The sequence below is a fragment of the Pseudomonas sp. USHLN015 genome (assembly GCF_037153275.1).
GTDB classification, from domain to species: Bacteria; Pseudomonadota; Gammaproteobacteria; order Pseudomonadales; family Pseudomonadaceae; genus Metapseudomonas; species Metapseudomonas tohonis.
Genome location: NZ_JBBCKP010000013.1, coordinates 67,337 through 82,011, shown reverse-complemented (window position 1 = coordinate 82,011; position 14,675 = coordinate 67,337). Strand labels below are relative to the sequence as shown.

General features: G+C 69.5%; 13 protein-coding genes. 9 read left to right on the top strand and 4 right to left on the bottom strand.

Annotation, left to right across the window (positions count from 1 at the left end):
- Nucleotides 1-231 precede the first annotated feature (231 nt).
- The 5 genes from WFQ67_RS25115 (at nt 232) to WFQ67_RS25095 (ending at nt 6,050) form a co-directional block, all read left to right on the top strand.
- Complete coding sequence (locus tag WFQ67_RS25115; RefSeq protein WP_213629446.1) at nt 232-558, top strand: hypothetical protein; 327 nt, start codon at nt 232-234, stop codon at nt 556-558.
- A gap of 156 nt (nt 559-714) precedes the next feature.
- Nucleotides 715-1,236: a sigma-70 family RNA polymerase sigma factor gene (locus WFQ67_RS25110; RefSeq protein WP_213629445.1), complete on the top strand. Its 522-nt coding sequence runs from the start codon at nt 715-717 to the stop codon at nt 1,234-1,236.
- 5 nt (nt 1,237-1,241) lie between these two features.
- The gene (locus tag WFQ67_RS25105; protein ID WP_337058509.1) at nt 1,242-2,222 is read left to right on the top strand and encodes a FecR domain-containing protein; all 981 of its coding nucleotides are present in this window, start codon (nt 1,242-1,244) and stop codon (nt 2,220-2,222) included.
- Nucleotides 2,223-2,450: 228 nt separating this feature from the next.
- The gene (locus tag WFQ67_RS25100) at nt 2,451-4,808 is read left to right on the top strand and encodes a TonB-dependent siderophore receptor (protein WP_337058565.1); all 2,358 of its coding nucleotides are present in this window, start codon (nt 2,451-2,453) and stop codon (nt 4,806-4,808) included.
- 675 nt (nt 4,809-5,483) lie between these two features.
- Nucleotides 5,484-6,050, top strand: coding sequence for an ATP phosphoribosyltransferase regulatory subunit (locus tag WFQ67_RS25095; protein WP_337058564.1), 567 nt, complete (start codon nt 5,484-5,486; stop codon nt 6,048-6,050).
- A 113-nt stretch (nt 6,051-6,163) separates the two neighbouring features.
- Here WFQ67_RS25095 and WFQ67_RS25090 read toward each other — a convergent pair whose 3' ends face one another.
- Nucleotides 6,164-7,027, bottom strand: coding sequence for a helix-turn-helix domain-containing protein (locus WFQ67_RS25090; RefSeq protein ID WP_337058508.1), 864 nt, complete (start codon nt 7,025-7,027; stop codon nt 6,164-6,166).
- A 134-nt stretch (nt 7,028-7,161) separates the two neighbouring features.
- On the opposite strand from WFQ67_RS25090, the gene pobA reads away from it, so the two are divergent.
- Nucleotides 7,162-8,343, top strand: a complete 1,182-nt coding sequence (pobA, locus tag WFQ67_RS25085; protein ID WP_337058507.1) for a 4-hydroxybenzoate 3-monooxygenase — start codon at nt 7,162-7,164, stop codon at nt 8,341-8,343.
- Nucleotides 8,344-8,354: 11 nt separating this feature from the next.
- Here pobA and WFQ67_RS25080 read toward each other — a convergent pair whose 3' ends face one another.
- Both WFQ67_RS25080 and WFQ67_RS25075 read right to left on the bottom strand, forming a co-directional pair.
- Nucleotides 8,355-8,822, bottom strand: a complete 468-nt coding sequence (locus tag WFQ67_RS25080) for a hypothetical protein (RefSeq protein ID WP_337058506.1) — start codon at nt 8,820-8,822, stop codon at nt 8,355-8,357.
- A gap of 85 nt (nt 8,823-8,907) precedes the next feature.
- The gene (locus tag WFQ67_RS25075) at nt 8,908-10,095 is read right to left on the bottom strand and encodes an MFS transporter (RefSeq protein WP_337058505.1); all 1,188 of its coding nucleotides are present in this window, start codon (nt 10,093-10,095) and stop codon (nt 8,908-8,910) included.
- A 102-nt stretch (nt 10,096-10,197) separates the two neighbouring features.
- Between WFQ67_RS25075 and WFQ67_RS25070 the strand changes: the two genes are divergently transcribed.
- The 3 genes from WFQ67_RS25070 to treS all read left to right on the top strand — a co-directional run bounded on the left by WFQ67_RS25070 (nt 10,198) and on the right by treS (nt 14,238).
- Entirely contained in the window at nt 10,198-10,980 is a 783-nt protein-coding gene (locus WFQ67_RS25070) for an AraC family transcriptional regulator (protein ID WP_337058504.1), read from the top strand.
- A gap of 428 nt (nt 10,981-11,408) precedes the next feature.
- Nucleotides 11,409-12,077, top strand: coding sequence for an HAD family hydrolase (locus tag WFQ67_RS25065; RefSeq protein ID WP_337058503.1), 669 nt, complete (start codon nt 11,409-11,411; stop codon nt 12,075-12,077).
- A 91-nt stretch (nt 12,078-12,168) separates the two neighbouring features.
- The gene (gene treS / locus WFQ67_RS25060) at nt 12,169-14,238 is read left to right on the top strand and encodes a maltose alpha-D-glucosyltransferase (RefSeq protein WP_337058502.1); all 2,070 of its coding nucleotides are present in this window, start codon (nt 12,169-12,171) and stop codon (nt 14,236-14,238) included.
- A gap of 146 nt (nt 14,239-14,384) precedes the next feature.
- On the opposite strand, the gene WFQ67_RS25055 is transcribed toward treS, so the two are convergent.
- Nucleotides 14,385-14,648 carry a DUF6021 family protein gene (locus WFQ67_RS25055; RefSeq protein WP_263153871.1) on the bottom strand — a complete coding sequence of 88 codons (264 nt, stop codon included), beginning with the start codon at nt 14,646-14,648 and terminating at the stop codon, nt 14,385-14,387.
- Nucleotides 14,649-14,675 lie beyond the last annotated feature (27 nt).

Sequence of the window (14,675 nt, the reverse complement as noted above, 5' to 3'; positions counted from 1 at the left end):
GCATCGCTCCACAGACACCGCTCTTGAGCCTTTGCATCGCACCCACGACAGCTGGCGCAGGCACCGCCTTGCAAATTGCCCAGGCCACTGCGGCCTCTTCATGCGTTTTGCACGAGCGTCCACGCTGCGCTTATAGCCAATCGCTTGATTCTGCTGGGCTCGCGCCGGATGCGTTCCTGGCACGCCGGCTGCAATGGACTGGGGGCTGACTACAAGAAGGAGGCCCAGCCCATGTTCACCGCCATCAAGGAAATCTACGAAGCGTTCCCCGACCACAGCGTCGCCATCACCCCACGCAGCGATGGCAAGTGGCTGCTGACCCTGAGCAAGGGCGGCATCCAGGAGCTGAGCCGGGAGTTCGACGGCGAGGCGGCGTTCAGCCAGCGCCGCATCCGCGGCCTGATCCGCGAGGTGGCCGAGGAGATGCTGCTGGTGGCCTGCGTCGATGCCATGAGCAAGCAGCGCAGCCTGGGCGAACTCCACGGCTTCATCGGCTCGCCCCTGCAGCTGGGCACCACCCCCCACGGACTGGAACGACGCGGCTTCTCGCGCCAGTAACCCGACCGGCCGCACCGGCGGCGCCGTGCCAACCGGCGGGGTGCATGGGAAGCGATGGCAACCACGAAGACGCATTGCGGGGCGCAAGGCCGATCCGTATAGTTGCCACTAATTCTCATTCGCAACAGAGCGCACCCGCGCTGGATCCCCGCTCCGATGCCGCCGACCAATGCCCCGATCCATACCCTCTACCAGAGTCACTCCGCCTGGTTGCTGGGTTTCCTGCGCCGTCGCCTGGGCAGCGGCTTCGATGCCGCCGACCTGATGCAGGACACCTTCCTGCGCGTGCTGCTGCGGCCCCGCGTGTTCGACGGCACGACGGGCGAGCGCTCCTACCTGGCGACCATCGCCCGTGGCCTGTGCATCGACCACTGGCGCCGGCGACAGCTGGAGCAGGACTGGCTCGCCGCCCTGGCTGCCCGTCCCGAGGCGGTGCAGGCGTCCCCCGAGCAGCGGGCGCTGATCATCGAAACCCTGCATGAAGTCGACGCCATGCTCCTGCGCCTGCCGCACAAGGTGCGCCGTGCCTTTCTCATGGCCCAGCTCGACGGCATGCCCTACCGCGAGATCGCCGTGGAGATCGGCGTCTCCGAACGCATGGTGAAGAAGTACCTGGCCCAGGCCTTCCTCCACTGCGCCGTGCTGGAGGCCGAACTCGACGGCCTGCTGGTGGAATGAGCACCATGGCCAGCCCGGAACGCAGCCTCAGCCACACCAGCCTGCAACAGGCCGCCCACTGGTACGTGCTGCTGCACGACGACGCCCCCAGTGCCCAGTTGCAGGCGCAATGGCAGGCCTGGCTCGACCAGCACCCTGAACACCGCGACGCCTGGCAGTACGTCGAGCGCGTCGGCCAGCGCTTCGCCCCGCTGCAAGCCGAGGGCGAGCGCACGCTGGCGAGCCACATGCTGCAGGGCGACCCGCGCCGCATCAGCCGCCGCCAGGGCCTGAAGAGCCTGCTGGTGCTGGGCGCCGGCTCGCTGCTCGGCTGGGGCACCTGGCGCACCACGCCGCTGCCGCGCCTGGTGGCCGGCTGGACGGCCGACTTCGCCACCGGCACCGCCGAGACCCGGGAGACCGTGCTCGCCGACGGCAGCCACCTGTGGCTGCGTGCCGAGAGCGCGGTGGACGCCGAGTTCAGTGGCGAGCAGCGCCTGCTGCGGCTGCGCTTCGGCGAGGTGCTGATCGACACCGCCAGGGACGCCACGCGCCCCTTCCTGCTGGAGAACCGCCACGGCCGCCTGCGCGCCCTCGGCACGCGCTTCGGCGTGCGCCAGGACCCAGGCTTCACCCGCCTCAGCGTCTACCAGGGCGCGGTGGAAGTGCGCAGCGCCGACAGCGGCCAGCTCAGCGTCATCGAGGCTGGCCAGCGCATCGACTTCGACCGCCTGTCCATGGGCACGCCCGCCCCGGTGCAACGGGCCGGCGAGTCCTGGACGCGCCAGGTGCTGGTGGCCGACGACATGCCCCTCGGCGAGCTGGTCGAAGCCCTCGCCCGCTACCGCCACGGCCACATCGGCTGCAACCCGGCGGTCGCCGGCCTGCCGGTGATGGGCGCCTTCCCCCTGGGCGATACCGACCAGGCGCTGCAACTGCTCGGCGCCGCGCTGCCCATCCGCGTGCAGCGCCTCACCGACTGGTGGCTCAGCGTCGAGCCTGCCTGAGCACCCCGCCGGACCCGGTGCGCCGACACCCAGGAAAATATTTTCCAGCGAGCGGTTCCCCTTTTCATTTCTCGTTCGGTTCAACCAGACAACACCGCCATCGGCCACCGAACATTTCCAGGGGACACCATGCACTTGCTCGCCAACCCGACCCTCCGCTTCGCCCTGCGCCCACTCGCGCTCGCCATCCCGGTGGCCCTGTTCGGCGTCGCGCCGCTGCCCACCTCGATGGCCCGGGCCGAGACCGCGCAGCAGGGCGTCGCCGAGCGCCAGTACGACATCGCACCGGGCCCCCTGGTCGCCTCGCTCAATGAATTCAGCAGCCAGGCCGGCATCTACCTCGCCGGCCACAACAGCCTCGCCGCCGGCAAGGCCAGCGCCGGCCTGCACGGCCGCTTCAGCGTCACCCAGGGCCTCGCCATACTGCTGCAGGACAGCGGCCTGCAGGCCGTCGACCAGGGCAACGGCGGCTTCGTCCTGCAGCCGGCTCCCCAGGACGGCGCGATGCAACTGGCGCCGACCGCCATCGTCGGCAGCGGCCTCGCCAACGGCCTCGGCCAGGGCGACACCGGCTACCGCGCCGAAGTCAGTACCACCGCCGGCAAGACCGCCACCGCCCTGGCCGACACGCCGCGCTCGGTATCGGTGGTCACCCGCCAGCGCATGGAGGACCAGAAATCCCAGACCCTCACCGACGTGCTCGGCTACATGCCCGGCATCTACGCCCCGCCCTTCGCCGCCGGTGACGGCCAGGCCGGCGACCTGTTCTTCGTCCGTGGTTTCAACGCCACCGACTGGGGCTACGGCCTGCTCCGCGACGGCCTGCGCATGCAGGGCAACCGCTACGACTCCACCAGCGAGCCCTACGGCCTGGAGCGGGTCGAGGTGTTCCGTGGCCCGACCTCCATCCTCTACGGCGAGAATGCCCCGGGCGGCGTGGTCAACATGGTCAGCAAGCGCCCCACCGCCAACCCGCGCGGCGAAGTCGAGCTGACCTACGGCAGCCACGACCGGCGCCAGCTGGGCATCGACGTCTCCGGCCCGCTGGCCGACGGCGATAACATCCTCGGCCGCCTGGTACTGCTCGGCCGCAACGCCGACACCCAGGTCGACGGCCAGCCGGACGACCGCCTCTACATCGCCCCGTCGCTGACCTTGAACCTCGACGACGCCACCTCGCTCACGCTGCTCTCGACCTACCAGCGCGACCGCACCCTGATGGAGCTGGGCTACCCTGCCGCCGGCACCCTGCTGCACAACCCCAACGGCAAGATCGACAAGGACACCCTGCTCGGCCACCCCGACTGGGACAAGTTCGAGCGCGAGACCTGGACCCTCGGCTACGAGTTCTCCCACACGCTCAACGACACCTGGCAGTTCCGCCAGAACTCGCGCTACATGCAGTCGCGCATCGACCGCCACGAGATGTGGCCCGGCAGCCTCAACGCCGGCGGCTTCGGCACCACGCTCGCCTACACCGCCTACGACCGCACCAACAAATCCATCGCCTACTCCCTGGACAACCAGTTCGAAGGCCACTTCGCCAGCGGCGACTTCGACCACACCGTGCTGCTCGGCGCCAGCCTCGACCGCACCTCGTTCAACCAGAACTGGGATGCCGGCGCCGGCGGCCTGGTCAACGTCTTCGACCCGGTCTGGACCACCCGCCCGACCACTCCCGTGCACATCCAGAACGCCCAGCTCGACCAGTCGATGTACGCCGCCTACAGCCAATTGCAGACCCGCTACGACAACTGGGTCCTGCTGCTCGGCGGGCGCCTGGACCGGGTCAACAGCCAGTACCGCAACAAGCCCGGCACCACCAACGCCGCTGCCGACCTCGACTACTGGGACACCGACTTCACCTGGCAGGCCGGCCTGATGTACCAGTTCGACAACGGCCTCTCGCCCTACGTCAGCTACTCCACGGCCTTCGCCCCGACCCAACAGACCTCCAGCCGCTCCGGCCCCCTGGACCCGACCACCGCCGAGCAGTACGAGGCCGGCATCAAGTACGAGCCCAGGGGCTGGAACACCACCTTCACCGCCTCCGTCTACGACCTGCGCAAGACCGACGACGTGATCTTCGACAGCGCCGCCAACGACTACCGCCAGGTCGGCGAGAGCCGCGCCAAGGGCGTCGAGCTGGAACTCAACAGCGACCTGACCGAGAACCTCAACCTCACCGCCGCCTACACCTACACCGACTCGCGCATCACCAGGGACGCCCAGGGCTCGCTGCTCGAAGACCACCAGATGACCGGCGTGCCGCGCAACCAGGCCTCGGCCTGGGCCAGCTACCGCTTCCTCGACGGCGCCCTCAAGGGCCTGCGCATCGGCGGTGGCGTGCGCCACTTCGACAGCACCTTCGCCTACACCCCGGCCTCGCTGTACGGCCGGCTGGACACCGGTGACGTCACCCTGCTGGACGCTGCCATCGGCTACACCATCGACGACAACTGGTCCGCCGAGGTGAACGCCAAGAACCTGCTGGACAAGGAATACGTCGCCGGCTGCAACAACGCCGGGCGCTGCTACTGGGGCGAAGAACGCAGCCTGCTGGGCTCGGTCTCCTTCCACTGGTAAACGGCCGCCCAAGCCACGGAGCCGACCGATGCGTAGGGTGGACGACGCTCTTCTCGTCCACCAAGCGATGCAACCGGGAAGCGCGGATTCCCGTAGGTTGGGCTGAGGCACGAAGCCCAACGCAACACGGCCGAACCCCGCTGCGTTGGGCCTCGCTGCGCTCGGCGCCAACCTACGGCACCGTGCCCAACCCAAGCCACAAAGCCGACCGATACGTAGGGTGGACGACGCTCTTTTCGTCCACCGAACGGTGCCACCGGGGAACGCGGAGCCAGGGCAGCCCTGCGGCCTGCTTGGCGACTGAAGTCGCCCCTACAAATGATTGCCGCCGGGAAGCGCGGAGCCTGTAGGTCGGGTGCAACCCGGCGATCAATTCCGAGTCCCCCTTGCCGGCGAACGATAGCCCATGCCAGGATTCGCGCCATGAACAGCTTCCCGAACAACCGCATCCATCATCACGGCTCCCCCTCCGGGCGCCGTGATTGCTCATGCCCGTTGCAAGCTGACTGAATCGGCTGCGATGGACACGCAAAGGCGCCCAAGGGCGCCTTTTTTCATGCCTGTAGAAAACCAGAGAGGAACCAGAAATGACCATGCTACGAGGAACCCGGATCATCACCGGCGAAGAAGCCAAAGCCATGCGCGAGATCGAGGGCCGCTTCCGGAGCTGGCTTCATCGACGCCGGGGCTGAGGAAGCGATAGTCCCCGCGCTGTGGGGCCAGGACACCTTCATCGAGAAAACCGGCGGCAGCGAGATCATGGGCCAGATGTGGGCCTTCGACGACAAGGCCGGGCGCCCCTGCTGCTTGATCCCCGAAGCCACCGCGCTGTTCCAGGAGCGCAGCGCCCTCCTGCTGGCCGGGCGCCGGGAAGCCACCTTCTTCTATGCAGCGCGCTGCTACCGCTACGAGCGCCCCCAAGCCCTGCGCTACCGCGAATTCACCCAGTTGGGCGTCGAAGTGCTTGGCGACCCCGAACGCGGCCTGGCCCGCAGCCAGGCGCTGTGCATCGGCTTCCTCGACTCACTCGGGCTGGAATACGAGCTGGACCTGCGTGCCAGCCGCGGGCTGAGCTACTACCTGGGCGGCCAGGGCTTCGAGGTGCGTTGCCCCGTGCTGGAAAACCAGCGCCAGGTGGTGGGCGGCGGCGCCTACCCCGAAGGCGCCGGCTTCGGCATCGGCCTCGAACGCCTGGCCATGGCGCTGGCCCTGCAGCGTGGCCGGGAAACACCAGCCTCGTAGGTTGGGCTGAGGTACGAAGCCCAACGCAACACGGCTGAACATCGCTGCGTTGGGCCTCGCTGCGCTCGGCGCCAACCTACGCCGCTGAGCCCACCCGGACCACGGAGCCGGGCCTACCGCCGTATGCGAAATGCCTTGGGCGACAGCCCCGTGCCGCGCTTGAAGAAGCGCGAGAAGTAGGCCGGTTCGGAGAAGCCCAGGCTGTCGGAGACCTGGTTGATGGTCATCGCCGTGTAGACCAGGCAGCGCTTGGCCTCCAGCAGCAGGCGCGCGCTGATCATCTGCAGAGCGGACTGGCCGGCCAGGCGCCGGCACAGGGCGTTGAGGTGGGCGGCGCTGATGCCGAGGGCCGCGGCGTACCAGTCGATGGGGCGGTGTTCGCGGTAATGGGCTTCGAGCAGGCGGGTGAAGCGCTGCAGGTGCTCGCGTCCCCGGTCCTGCACCGGGGCCTCGGCGCGGGACAGATCCAGCGAGCGGCGCCCCACCCACACCAGCAGCGCGCTGATCAGCGACTGCAGCATCAGTTCGCGGCCCGGCGCCTGGTCGCCGTACTCCTGGGCCAGGGATTCGAACAGCGCGTCCAGGTAGCGCTTCTGCCCCGCCACCGGATAACAGGCGGCGCGGGCCAGCGGCGGTTCGTCCAGGGCCGCGCCGAGCTGGTCCACCAGCGGCAGCGCCAGGCTCAACACGTAGCCACGGATGTCCTCCGAGAAGCGGAAGCCGTGCACGCAGAGCGCCGGCACCACCTGCAGCGCGGCCACCTCGACGCGGTTGACCACGCCCTCCACCTCCAGCTCCGCCGTACCGCCCTGCACGTAGAGCACCTGCACCAGCTCGCCGTGCCGATGGGGGCGGATCTCCCAATCGTGCAGGGCGCTGCGTTCGGGGATCGACTCGCAATGGATCAGGTCCGGCGTCGGCCAGGCGCGGGTCTCGCCGTAGAGGCGGAACACCGGAACCGGGGAAACCTGCGACATGAAAACCTCGAAAAGTCCATAAAACCAACCGGATAGTGCCTTCAAAGGCGCCGACCATCCACCAAAAATACAGAGGACCACAACAACAACGGGCCAGGCGACGTGCCGACCGAGGCCCCATGAGGACAACAACAATGAAGACTCGAGTCGCCATCATCGGCGCCGGCCCCTCCGGCCTCCTGCTCGGCCAGCTGCTGCACAAGGCCGGTATCGACACCGTCATCCTCGAACGCCAATCCGCCGATCATGTGCTGGGCCGCATCCGCGCCGGCGTGCTCGAACAAGGCATGGTCGAGCTGCTGCGCGAAGCCGGGGTCGGTACGCGCATGGACCGTGAAGGGCTGGTCCACGACGGCTTCGAACTGGCCTTCGATGGCCGCCGCGAACGCATCGATCTCAAGGGGCTCACCGGCCGCACGGTGATGATCTACGGCCAGACCGAAGTCACCCGCGACCTGATGGACGCCCGCCGGGCCAGCGGGGCGCGCACGTTCTACAACGCAGCCGAGGTGGCCCTGCACGACCTGCAGGGCGACCGTCCCCACGTCACCTTCGCCCACAACGGCGAGACACTGCGCCTGGATTGCGACTACATCGCCGGCTGCGACGGCTTCCACGGCGTGGCGCGCAAGTCCATCCCCACAGGCGTGCTCAGGGAATTCGAACGGGTCTACCCCTTCGGCTGGCTCGGCGTGCTGGCCGACACCCCGCCGGTGGCCGAGGAGCTGGTCTACGCCGCCCACGAGCGCGGCTTCGCCCTGTGCAGCATGCGCTCGCCGACCCGCACCCGGTACTACGTGCAGGTGGGCATTGAAGAGCGGGTGGAGGACTGGTCCGATGCGCGCTTCTGGGAAGAACTCAAGCGCCGCCTGCCGGCCGACACCGCCGCGAGCCTGGTGACCGGCCCCTCCCTGGAAAAGAGCATCGCGCCCCTGCGCAGCTTCGTGGTGGAGCCCATGCAGCACGGCCGGCTGTTCCTGGTGGGCGACGCCGCGCACATCGTCCCGCCCACCGGCGCCAAGGGCCTGAACCTCGCCGCCAGCGACGTCGGCACCCTCTATCGCATCCTCCTGGCCGTGTACCGCGAAGGCCGCCACGCCCTAACCGCACGCTATTCGGAAATCTGCCTGAAACGCGTCTGGAAGGCCGAGCGCTTCTCCTGGTGGATGACCTCGATGCTGCACCGCTTCCCCGACACCGACGCCTTCAGCCGTCGCATGCAGCGGGCCGAACTGGACTACTTCGTCGGCTCCGAGGCCGGCCGCACCAGCATCGCCGAGAACTACGTGGGGCTGCCCTATGAACCGGTGGAGTGAGGGGTGGCCGGCTAGCGCTTTTCCACGGTGATGGGGATGGCCTTCAGCCGGTAGGCGTCGACTATGGCCTGCGCCTCCGCCTTCGACAGCATGTCGAGCTGCGCCTGGCGCAGGGTCTCCGCGGAGCTGTACATCGAGCGCAGCAACACCAGGCGGTAGACGTCCATGCGCTCCTCGGGTCGGCTGCAGCGGCTGGCGCAGAACTCGCGGTAGACCCGCGCCATCTCCTCGAAGATCACCAGGTTGGCCTCGGGGTCGGCGTCGCGCTTGTAGAGGTCGACCGCCCGCTCGTAGCTGATGCCGTCGATGGGCTCGAACACCTGGGTCACCGCGCGGATGCGCGCCAGCACCTGCGGCGACAGCTGCTCGTGCACGCGATCGTTGAGGCGCACGCTGTTGGGGTCCACCGTCTGGGCCGCCACCGCGTGGCCGGTGAGGAGCACGGCCAGGCAGGCGGCGAGGAGCTGTTTCAGGGTCATGGGAAGGTCCGTTTCTCGGGGCGATCATCCTAGCGCGCAGGCCCCGGCAGCGCACGGCCGTCCAGCGGCGAGAACCCGCCCTGCCCTAGCCGATCTGCCGCGCCCTGCCCGCCAGCCAGCCGGCCACCGCCATGGCCAGGGACAGTCCCAGGCACAGCGTCAGCGCCAGGCCCCAGCCGCCGGCGGCGTCGTGCAGGCGGCCCATCAGCGGCGGGCCGAAGGCGGCCAGCAGGTAGCCCACGCACTGGGCCATGCCGGAGAGCGCAGCGGCTTGCTGCGGGTTGCCGGCGCGCAGGCTGATGAAGGTCAGGCCGAGGATGATCACCGCGCCCGCCCCGGCGCCGAAGAGCATGGCCCAGAGGATCGACCAGCCCGGCGCCAGCAGCAGGCCGAGCAGCCCGACACCGGCCAGCAGCGCCATGGCCAGGGCGATCAGCCGCTGGTCACGCAGGCGGTTGAGCAGCGGCGCCAGCACCAGCCCCGGCAGCGCCGACGCCAGCTGCAGCAGGCCATGGGCGGTGCCCGCCTCGGCCGGTGAGTAGCCGGCACTGGCCATGATCGACGGCAGCCAGCCCACCAGCACGTAGTAGAGGAAGGAGTTGATGCCCATGAACAGGGTGATCTGCCAGGCCAGCGCCGAATGCCAGATGCGCCCGCCGTGCAGCGGCCCCGGCGTGCCCTGGTCCGGCGCGCTGTGCTGGCCCAGCTGCGGGCTCCAGGCCACCATCGCCAGCAACGGCAGGACGATCACCGAGCCCAGCGCCAGGCGCCAGCCGCTTTCGGCCGCCTGGGCCAGGGGCACCGCCACCATCGACGCCAGGGCGGCGGCGACGCCCATGGTCACCGCATAGGCGCCGGTGAGGCTGGCGATGCTGCGGGGGAAATCGCGCTTGAGCAGGCTCGGCAGCAGCACGTTGCCGACGGCGATGCCCGAGCCGATCACCCAGGTGCCCAGGTACAGGCACCAGGCCGGCCCCAGCGAGCGCATGACGATGCCGCCGGCGATCAGGATCAGCGCGCCGAACAGCGTGGGCTCCAGCCCGTACTCGCGGGCCAGCAACGCGGAGAACGGCGAGATCAGCGCGAAGGCCAGCAGCGGCAGGGTGGTGAGGATGCCGGCCTCGGCATTGGACAGGCCGAACGCCGGCTGGATCAGGTCCAGCAGCGGCGCCACGCCGGTGACGGGCGCGCGCAGGTTGGCGGCGATGAGCAGGATGCCGACGATCAGCAAGGCGGGTCGGGCGACCGAGGCGGTCAGGGTGCGGGTGGACATGGAAACGGGCCGAAGAGGGGTGGGCCGCTACGTTACGGCCTACACGCACCGGCTGAATCTGGATATATTGCCGATCGATTTTCAAATCCGGCCATATTCGCCATGTCCCTGGAACGCGCCCTCAGCATCGACCCGGACCTCTCCCACCGCCCCGCCGTGGCGATGAAAGTCGACACCTCCGACAGCCGCAGCGAAGTGCCCATGCACCGCCACCGCAAGGGCCAGCTGATCATCGCGCTGCGTGGCGGCGTCACCTGCGAGGTGCCGGGCGCCCTGCTGATGGTGCCGCCGCAATGCGCCATCTGGCTGCCCGGCGGCACGCCCCACAGCAACCGCGCCACCGCCAACGCGCACATCTGGTTCCTCTTCGTCGAACCCGGCTGCGCGGACCTGCCGGACGAGTGCTGCACCCTGAGCATCACGGCGCTGCTGCGCGAGGGCATCCGCCATCTCGCCGAGCTGCCCTGGGACTACGAGCCCGGCAGCGCCACGGACCACCTGGTGCGTTTCCTCCTCGCCGAACTGGCGCGCATGCCCCGCGAGCGGCACCTGCTGCCGATCTCGGACGACCCGCGCATCCGCCTCATCGCCACCGCCCTGGCCGACGACCCGGCCGATCGCAGCACCCTGGCGCAATGGGCCGCGCGCGTGGCCATGAGCGAACGCAGCCTGGCGCGCCTGGTGCAGAAGGAAACCGGCCTCAGCTTCGGCCGCTGGCGCCAGCAGCTGCACCTGCTGGTGGCCCTGCGCCTGCTGGCCGGCGGCGCCACGGTGCAGCAGGTTTCGGGCGATCTTGGCTACGAATCGGTGAGCGCGTTCATCACCATGTTCAAGAAGGCCCTGGGCATGCCGCCGGCCCGCTACTTCGCGGCCCTGGAGGGCTAGAAACCACCGTCGACCTACGGCCGACCCGTGCCGATGGATTCCCCTTAGCCCGGGCTTCAGCCCGAGGTCTCAATCAGCTCCGATTGGTGGATGAAAAGAGCGCCATCCACCCTACCCGCCGGATATGCATGTGCCCGAAAGCCGCACCGTCGTAGGGTGGACCACGCTCCACCGGTCCACCGAACGCGGCCAGGCGTGGCCCCCAAGCCCGGCCCCAGCCACCGATCGTGGGAGCGAATTCATCGCGAAAAATAAGCCGTTGCCGGCCACCGGTCAGAGACCACCATTGGCCCCGCCTGGTGGATGAAAAGAGCGTCATCCACCCTGCGCGCGCTGGATAGCGCCACAGGGTGCTGCGCCCCTTGGCGCAGCCCGCCCGCGAATGCGATTCTGTCGCCCGTCCTGCAGCAGTCAACGGGGGAGAGGCAATGGACGCGGCACGCATCGAAGGTTTCCTGCTCGACCTGGACGGCACCCTGGTGGATACCGAGAGCATCAACCTGGCGAGCACCGTGGCGGCCATCGAGGCCCTCGGCCTGGCGGGCGCCGCCGAGCTGTGCGAGGCGCTGGTGGGCATCGACTGGCCGGCCTACCGCCAGCGCCTGTTCGACCACTACGGCGAGAACTTCCCGCTCAAGGATTTCGGCGCCGCCTATTTCGCCCACAAGGCGCGGATCATGGAGAACGGCCTGCCGCTCAAGGAAGGCGTGGTGCCGCTGCTGGAGGCCATGCGCGCCAGCGGCCGGCCCATGGCGATCGCCACCTCCTCGGGCCGCGAGACCGCCGAGGAGCACCTGGGGCTGGGGGGCATCGCCCATTACTTCGACGCCGTCGCCACCCGTGACGACGTGCCCCTGGGCAAGCCCGACCCGGCCCTGTACCTGCTCGCCGCCCGGCATATCGACCGCCACCCCGGCGCCTGCCTGGCCATCGAGGACTCCATCCCCGGCGTCGCCGCCGCCCACGCCGCCGGCGTGCCCACGCTGATGGTGCCGGACCTGCGCCAGCCGCCCGAGGCGACCCGCGCCCTGTGCCTGGACGTGCTGCCGAGCCTGGTGCAGGTGCTGGAGCTGCTGCGCCGCCAGGGCGTGGTCTGAGATCACCTGAACAAAGCCCCCGCTCCATCGCTCTCAACAAGGGAAGCGCTGCCGGCCCGTTCCCGGTGGCCCACCACCCAGGGAGCGAACGATGCCCATCCCCGATAGCGACCAGGTCACCTGGCTGGTCGAACACTCCATGCTCGAAGCCGCGCGCCAGCGGGCGCGCCTGTATGCCGGCCAGCCGCGGCTGTGGCAACACCCCTATGCGCAGACCCGGCCGCGCAGCGTCACCGCCGTGGCCTCGGTGTGGGTCACCGTCTACCCCGCCTCGATCATCACCGCCGAGGGCGGCTCGGTGCTCGAGGCGCTGGGCGACGAGCGCCTCTGGGCGGCCTTCTCCGACCTCGGCATCCAGGGCATCCACACCGGGCCGCTGAAGCGCTCCGGCGGGTTGCGCGGGCGTGACTACACGCCGACCGTGGACGGCAACTTCGACCGCATCGGCCTGGACATCGACCCGCGCTTCGGCACCGACGAGCAGCAGGTCCACCTCAGCCGCGTGGCCGCCGCGCACAACGCGGTGACCATCGACGACAGCATCCCCGCCCACACCGGCAAGGGCGCCGACTTCCGCCTGGCGGAGATGGCCTATGGGGACTACCCCGGCATCTACCACATGGTGGAGATCCAGGAGGCCGACTGGCCGCTGCTGCCGGAGGTGCCCGAGGGCCGCGACGCGGTGAACCTGCCGCCGGAGACGGTGGACGCCCTGCGCGACCGCCACTACCTGGTGGGCCAGCTGCAACGGGTGATCTTCTTCGAGCCCGGGGTCAAGGAGACCGACTGGAGCGCCACGGCGCCGGTGCGTGGCGTGGACGGCAAGCTGCGGCGCTGGGTCTACCTGCACTACTTCAAGGAAGGCCAGCCGTCACTGAACTGGCTGGACCCGACCTTCGCCGCGCAACAGCTGATCATCGGCGACGCCCTGCACTCCATCGACGTGCTCGGCGCCCGCGTGCTGCGCCTGGATGCCAACGGCTTCCTCGGCGTCGAGCGGCGTGCCCAGGGCAACGCCTGGTCGGAGAGCCACCCGCTGTCGGTCACCGGCAACCAGTTGCTCGGCGGCATGATCCGCAAGGCCGGCGGCTTCAGCTTCCAGGAGCTGAACCTGACCCTCGACGACATCGCCGCCATGTCCCAGGGCGGCGCCGACCTCTCCTACGACTTCATCACCCGCCCGGCCTACCAGCACGCCCTGCTCACCGGCGACACCGAGTTCCTGCGCCTGATGCTCAACCAGATGCATGCCTTCGGCATCGACCCGGCCTCGCTGATCCACGCCCTGCAGAACCACGACGAGCTGACCCTGGAGCTGGTGCACTTCTGGACCCTCCACGCCAACGACACCTACGTGTTCAAGGGCCAGAGCCTGCCGGGCAACATCCTCCGCGAGCACATCCGCGCCGAGATGTACGAGCGCCTGGCCGGCAAGGACGCGCCCTACAACCTCAAGTTCGTCACCAACGGCGTGTCCTGCACCACGGTGAGCATCATCACCGCCGCCCTCGGCATCCGTGATCTCGACGCCATCACCCAGGCGGACATCGCACGCATCCGCCAGGTGCACCTGTTGCTGCTGATGTTCAACGCCATGCAGCCGGGCATCGTCGCCCTCTCCGGCTGGGACCTGGTGGGCGCCCTGCCGCTGGCGCCCGAACAGGTGGAGCCGCTGCTGGCCGACGGCGACACGCGCTGGATCCACTGCGGCGCCTACGACCTGGCGGACCTGGCGCCCGAGGCGACGCTTTCCAGCGAAGGCATGCCCAAGGCGCGCAGCCTCTACGGCAGCCTGGTGGAACAGCTCAAGGACCCGGACTCCTTCGCCGCCCAGGCGCGGCGCATGCTCGCCGTGAGGCGCGCCTACGGCGTGGCCTCCAGCCGGCAGATCCTGATTCCCGAGACGCAGCACCCCGCGCTCCTGGTGATGGTCCACGAGCTACCCGCCGGGCGCGGCATCCAGGTCACCGCGCTGAACTTCGGTGCCGAGCCGCTCAGCGAGGTCATCGTGCTGCCCAACGTCCCGCCGGGCCCGGTGGTGGACATGATCAACGAGCGCCTGGAGGGCGACCTCACCGAACAGGGCGAACTGCGCCTGGAGCTGGACGGCTACGAAGGCCTGGCCTTGCGCGTGGCGACCAATGCGCCGCTGGGCATGTAAGGCAGGGCACGGCGCCCGCCCCGGGCGCTGAGGTAGGAGCGAGCTCTGCTCGCGAAGCGCTCACCCGCCCCTCTCCCTGGGCTGAAGCCCGGGCTACGGGGCGCCCCGGCGGACGGATGGAGCCCGCGAGTGATGGGCGCGCGGGCTCAATCGTAGGGCGGGTACTGCTTGCCGGGGGCGCGTGGGCTGGCCGGGTGGTCGCCGCCGGTGGGGACCTGCGGCGGCCCGGGCGGGTCGATCTGCGGGTCGGCGAGATCGGGGGAGTCGGGGTCGAAGCCCAGCTCGTCGCCCACCTGGCGCCGCGCGCGCTCGCCATCGCGCTCTTTCGGGTAGCCCGGCAGGCCGCGGCTCTCCTCGGGCGAGTCACGCCGGAGCCGGTTCGTGGGGTCGGTTTTGCCCTGTTGGGTCATGACGCGTCTCCTCTGTGGCTGTAGAGG

Bases quoted from the DNA above. Each gene is read 5' to 3' on its own strand.
- WFQ67_RS25115 (WP_213629446.1), top strand. From the start codon at position 232: ATGTTCACCGCCATCAAGGAAATCTACGAAGCGTTCCCCGACCACAGC.
- WFQ67_RS25110 (WP_213629445.1), top strand. From the start codon at position 715: ATGCCGCCGACCAATGCCCCGATCCATACCCTCTACCAGAGTCACTCC.
- WFQ67_RS25055 (WP_263153871.1), bottom strand. From the start codon at position 14,648: ATGACCCAACAGGGCAAAACCGACCCCACGAACCGGCTCCGGCGTGAC.
- WFQ67_RS25065 (WP_337058503.1), top strand. From the start codon at position 11,409: ATGGACGCGGCACGCATCGAAGGTTTCCTGCTCGACCTGGACGGCACC.
- WFQ67_RS25080 (WP_337058506.1), bottom strand. From the start codon at position 8,822: ATGACCCTGAAACAGCTCCTCGCCGCCTGCCTGGCCGTGCTCCTCACC.
- WFQ67_RS25105 (WP_337058509.1), top strand. From the start codon at position 1,242: ATGGCCAGCCCGGAACGCAGCCTCAGCCACACCAGCCTGCAACAGGCC.
- treS (WP_337058502.1), top strand. From the start codon at position 12,169: ATGCCCATCCCCGATAGCGACCAGGTCACCTGGCTGGTCGAACACTCC.
- WFQ67_RS25070 (WP_337058504.1), top strand. From the start codon at position 10,198: ATGTCCCTGGAACGCGCCCTCAGCATCGACCCGGACCTCTCCCACCGC.
- pobA (WP_337058507.1), top strand. From the start codon at position 7,162: ATGAAGACTCGAGTCGCCATCATCGGCGCCGGCCCCTCCGGCCTCCTG.
- WFQ67_RS25100 (WP_337058565.1), top strand. From the start codon at position 2,451: ATGGCCCGGGCCGAGACCGCGCAGCAGGGCGTCGCCGAGCGCCAGTAC.
- WFQ67_RS25075 (WP_337058505.1), bottom strand. From the start codon at position 10,095: ATGTCCACCCGCACCCTGACCGCCTCGGTCGCCCGACCCGCCTTGCTG.
- WFQ67_RS25090 (WP_337058508.1), bottom strand. From the start codon at position 7,027: ATGTCGCAGGTTTCCCCGGTTCCGGTGTTCCGCCTCTACGGCGAGACC.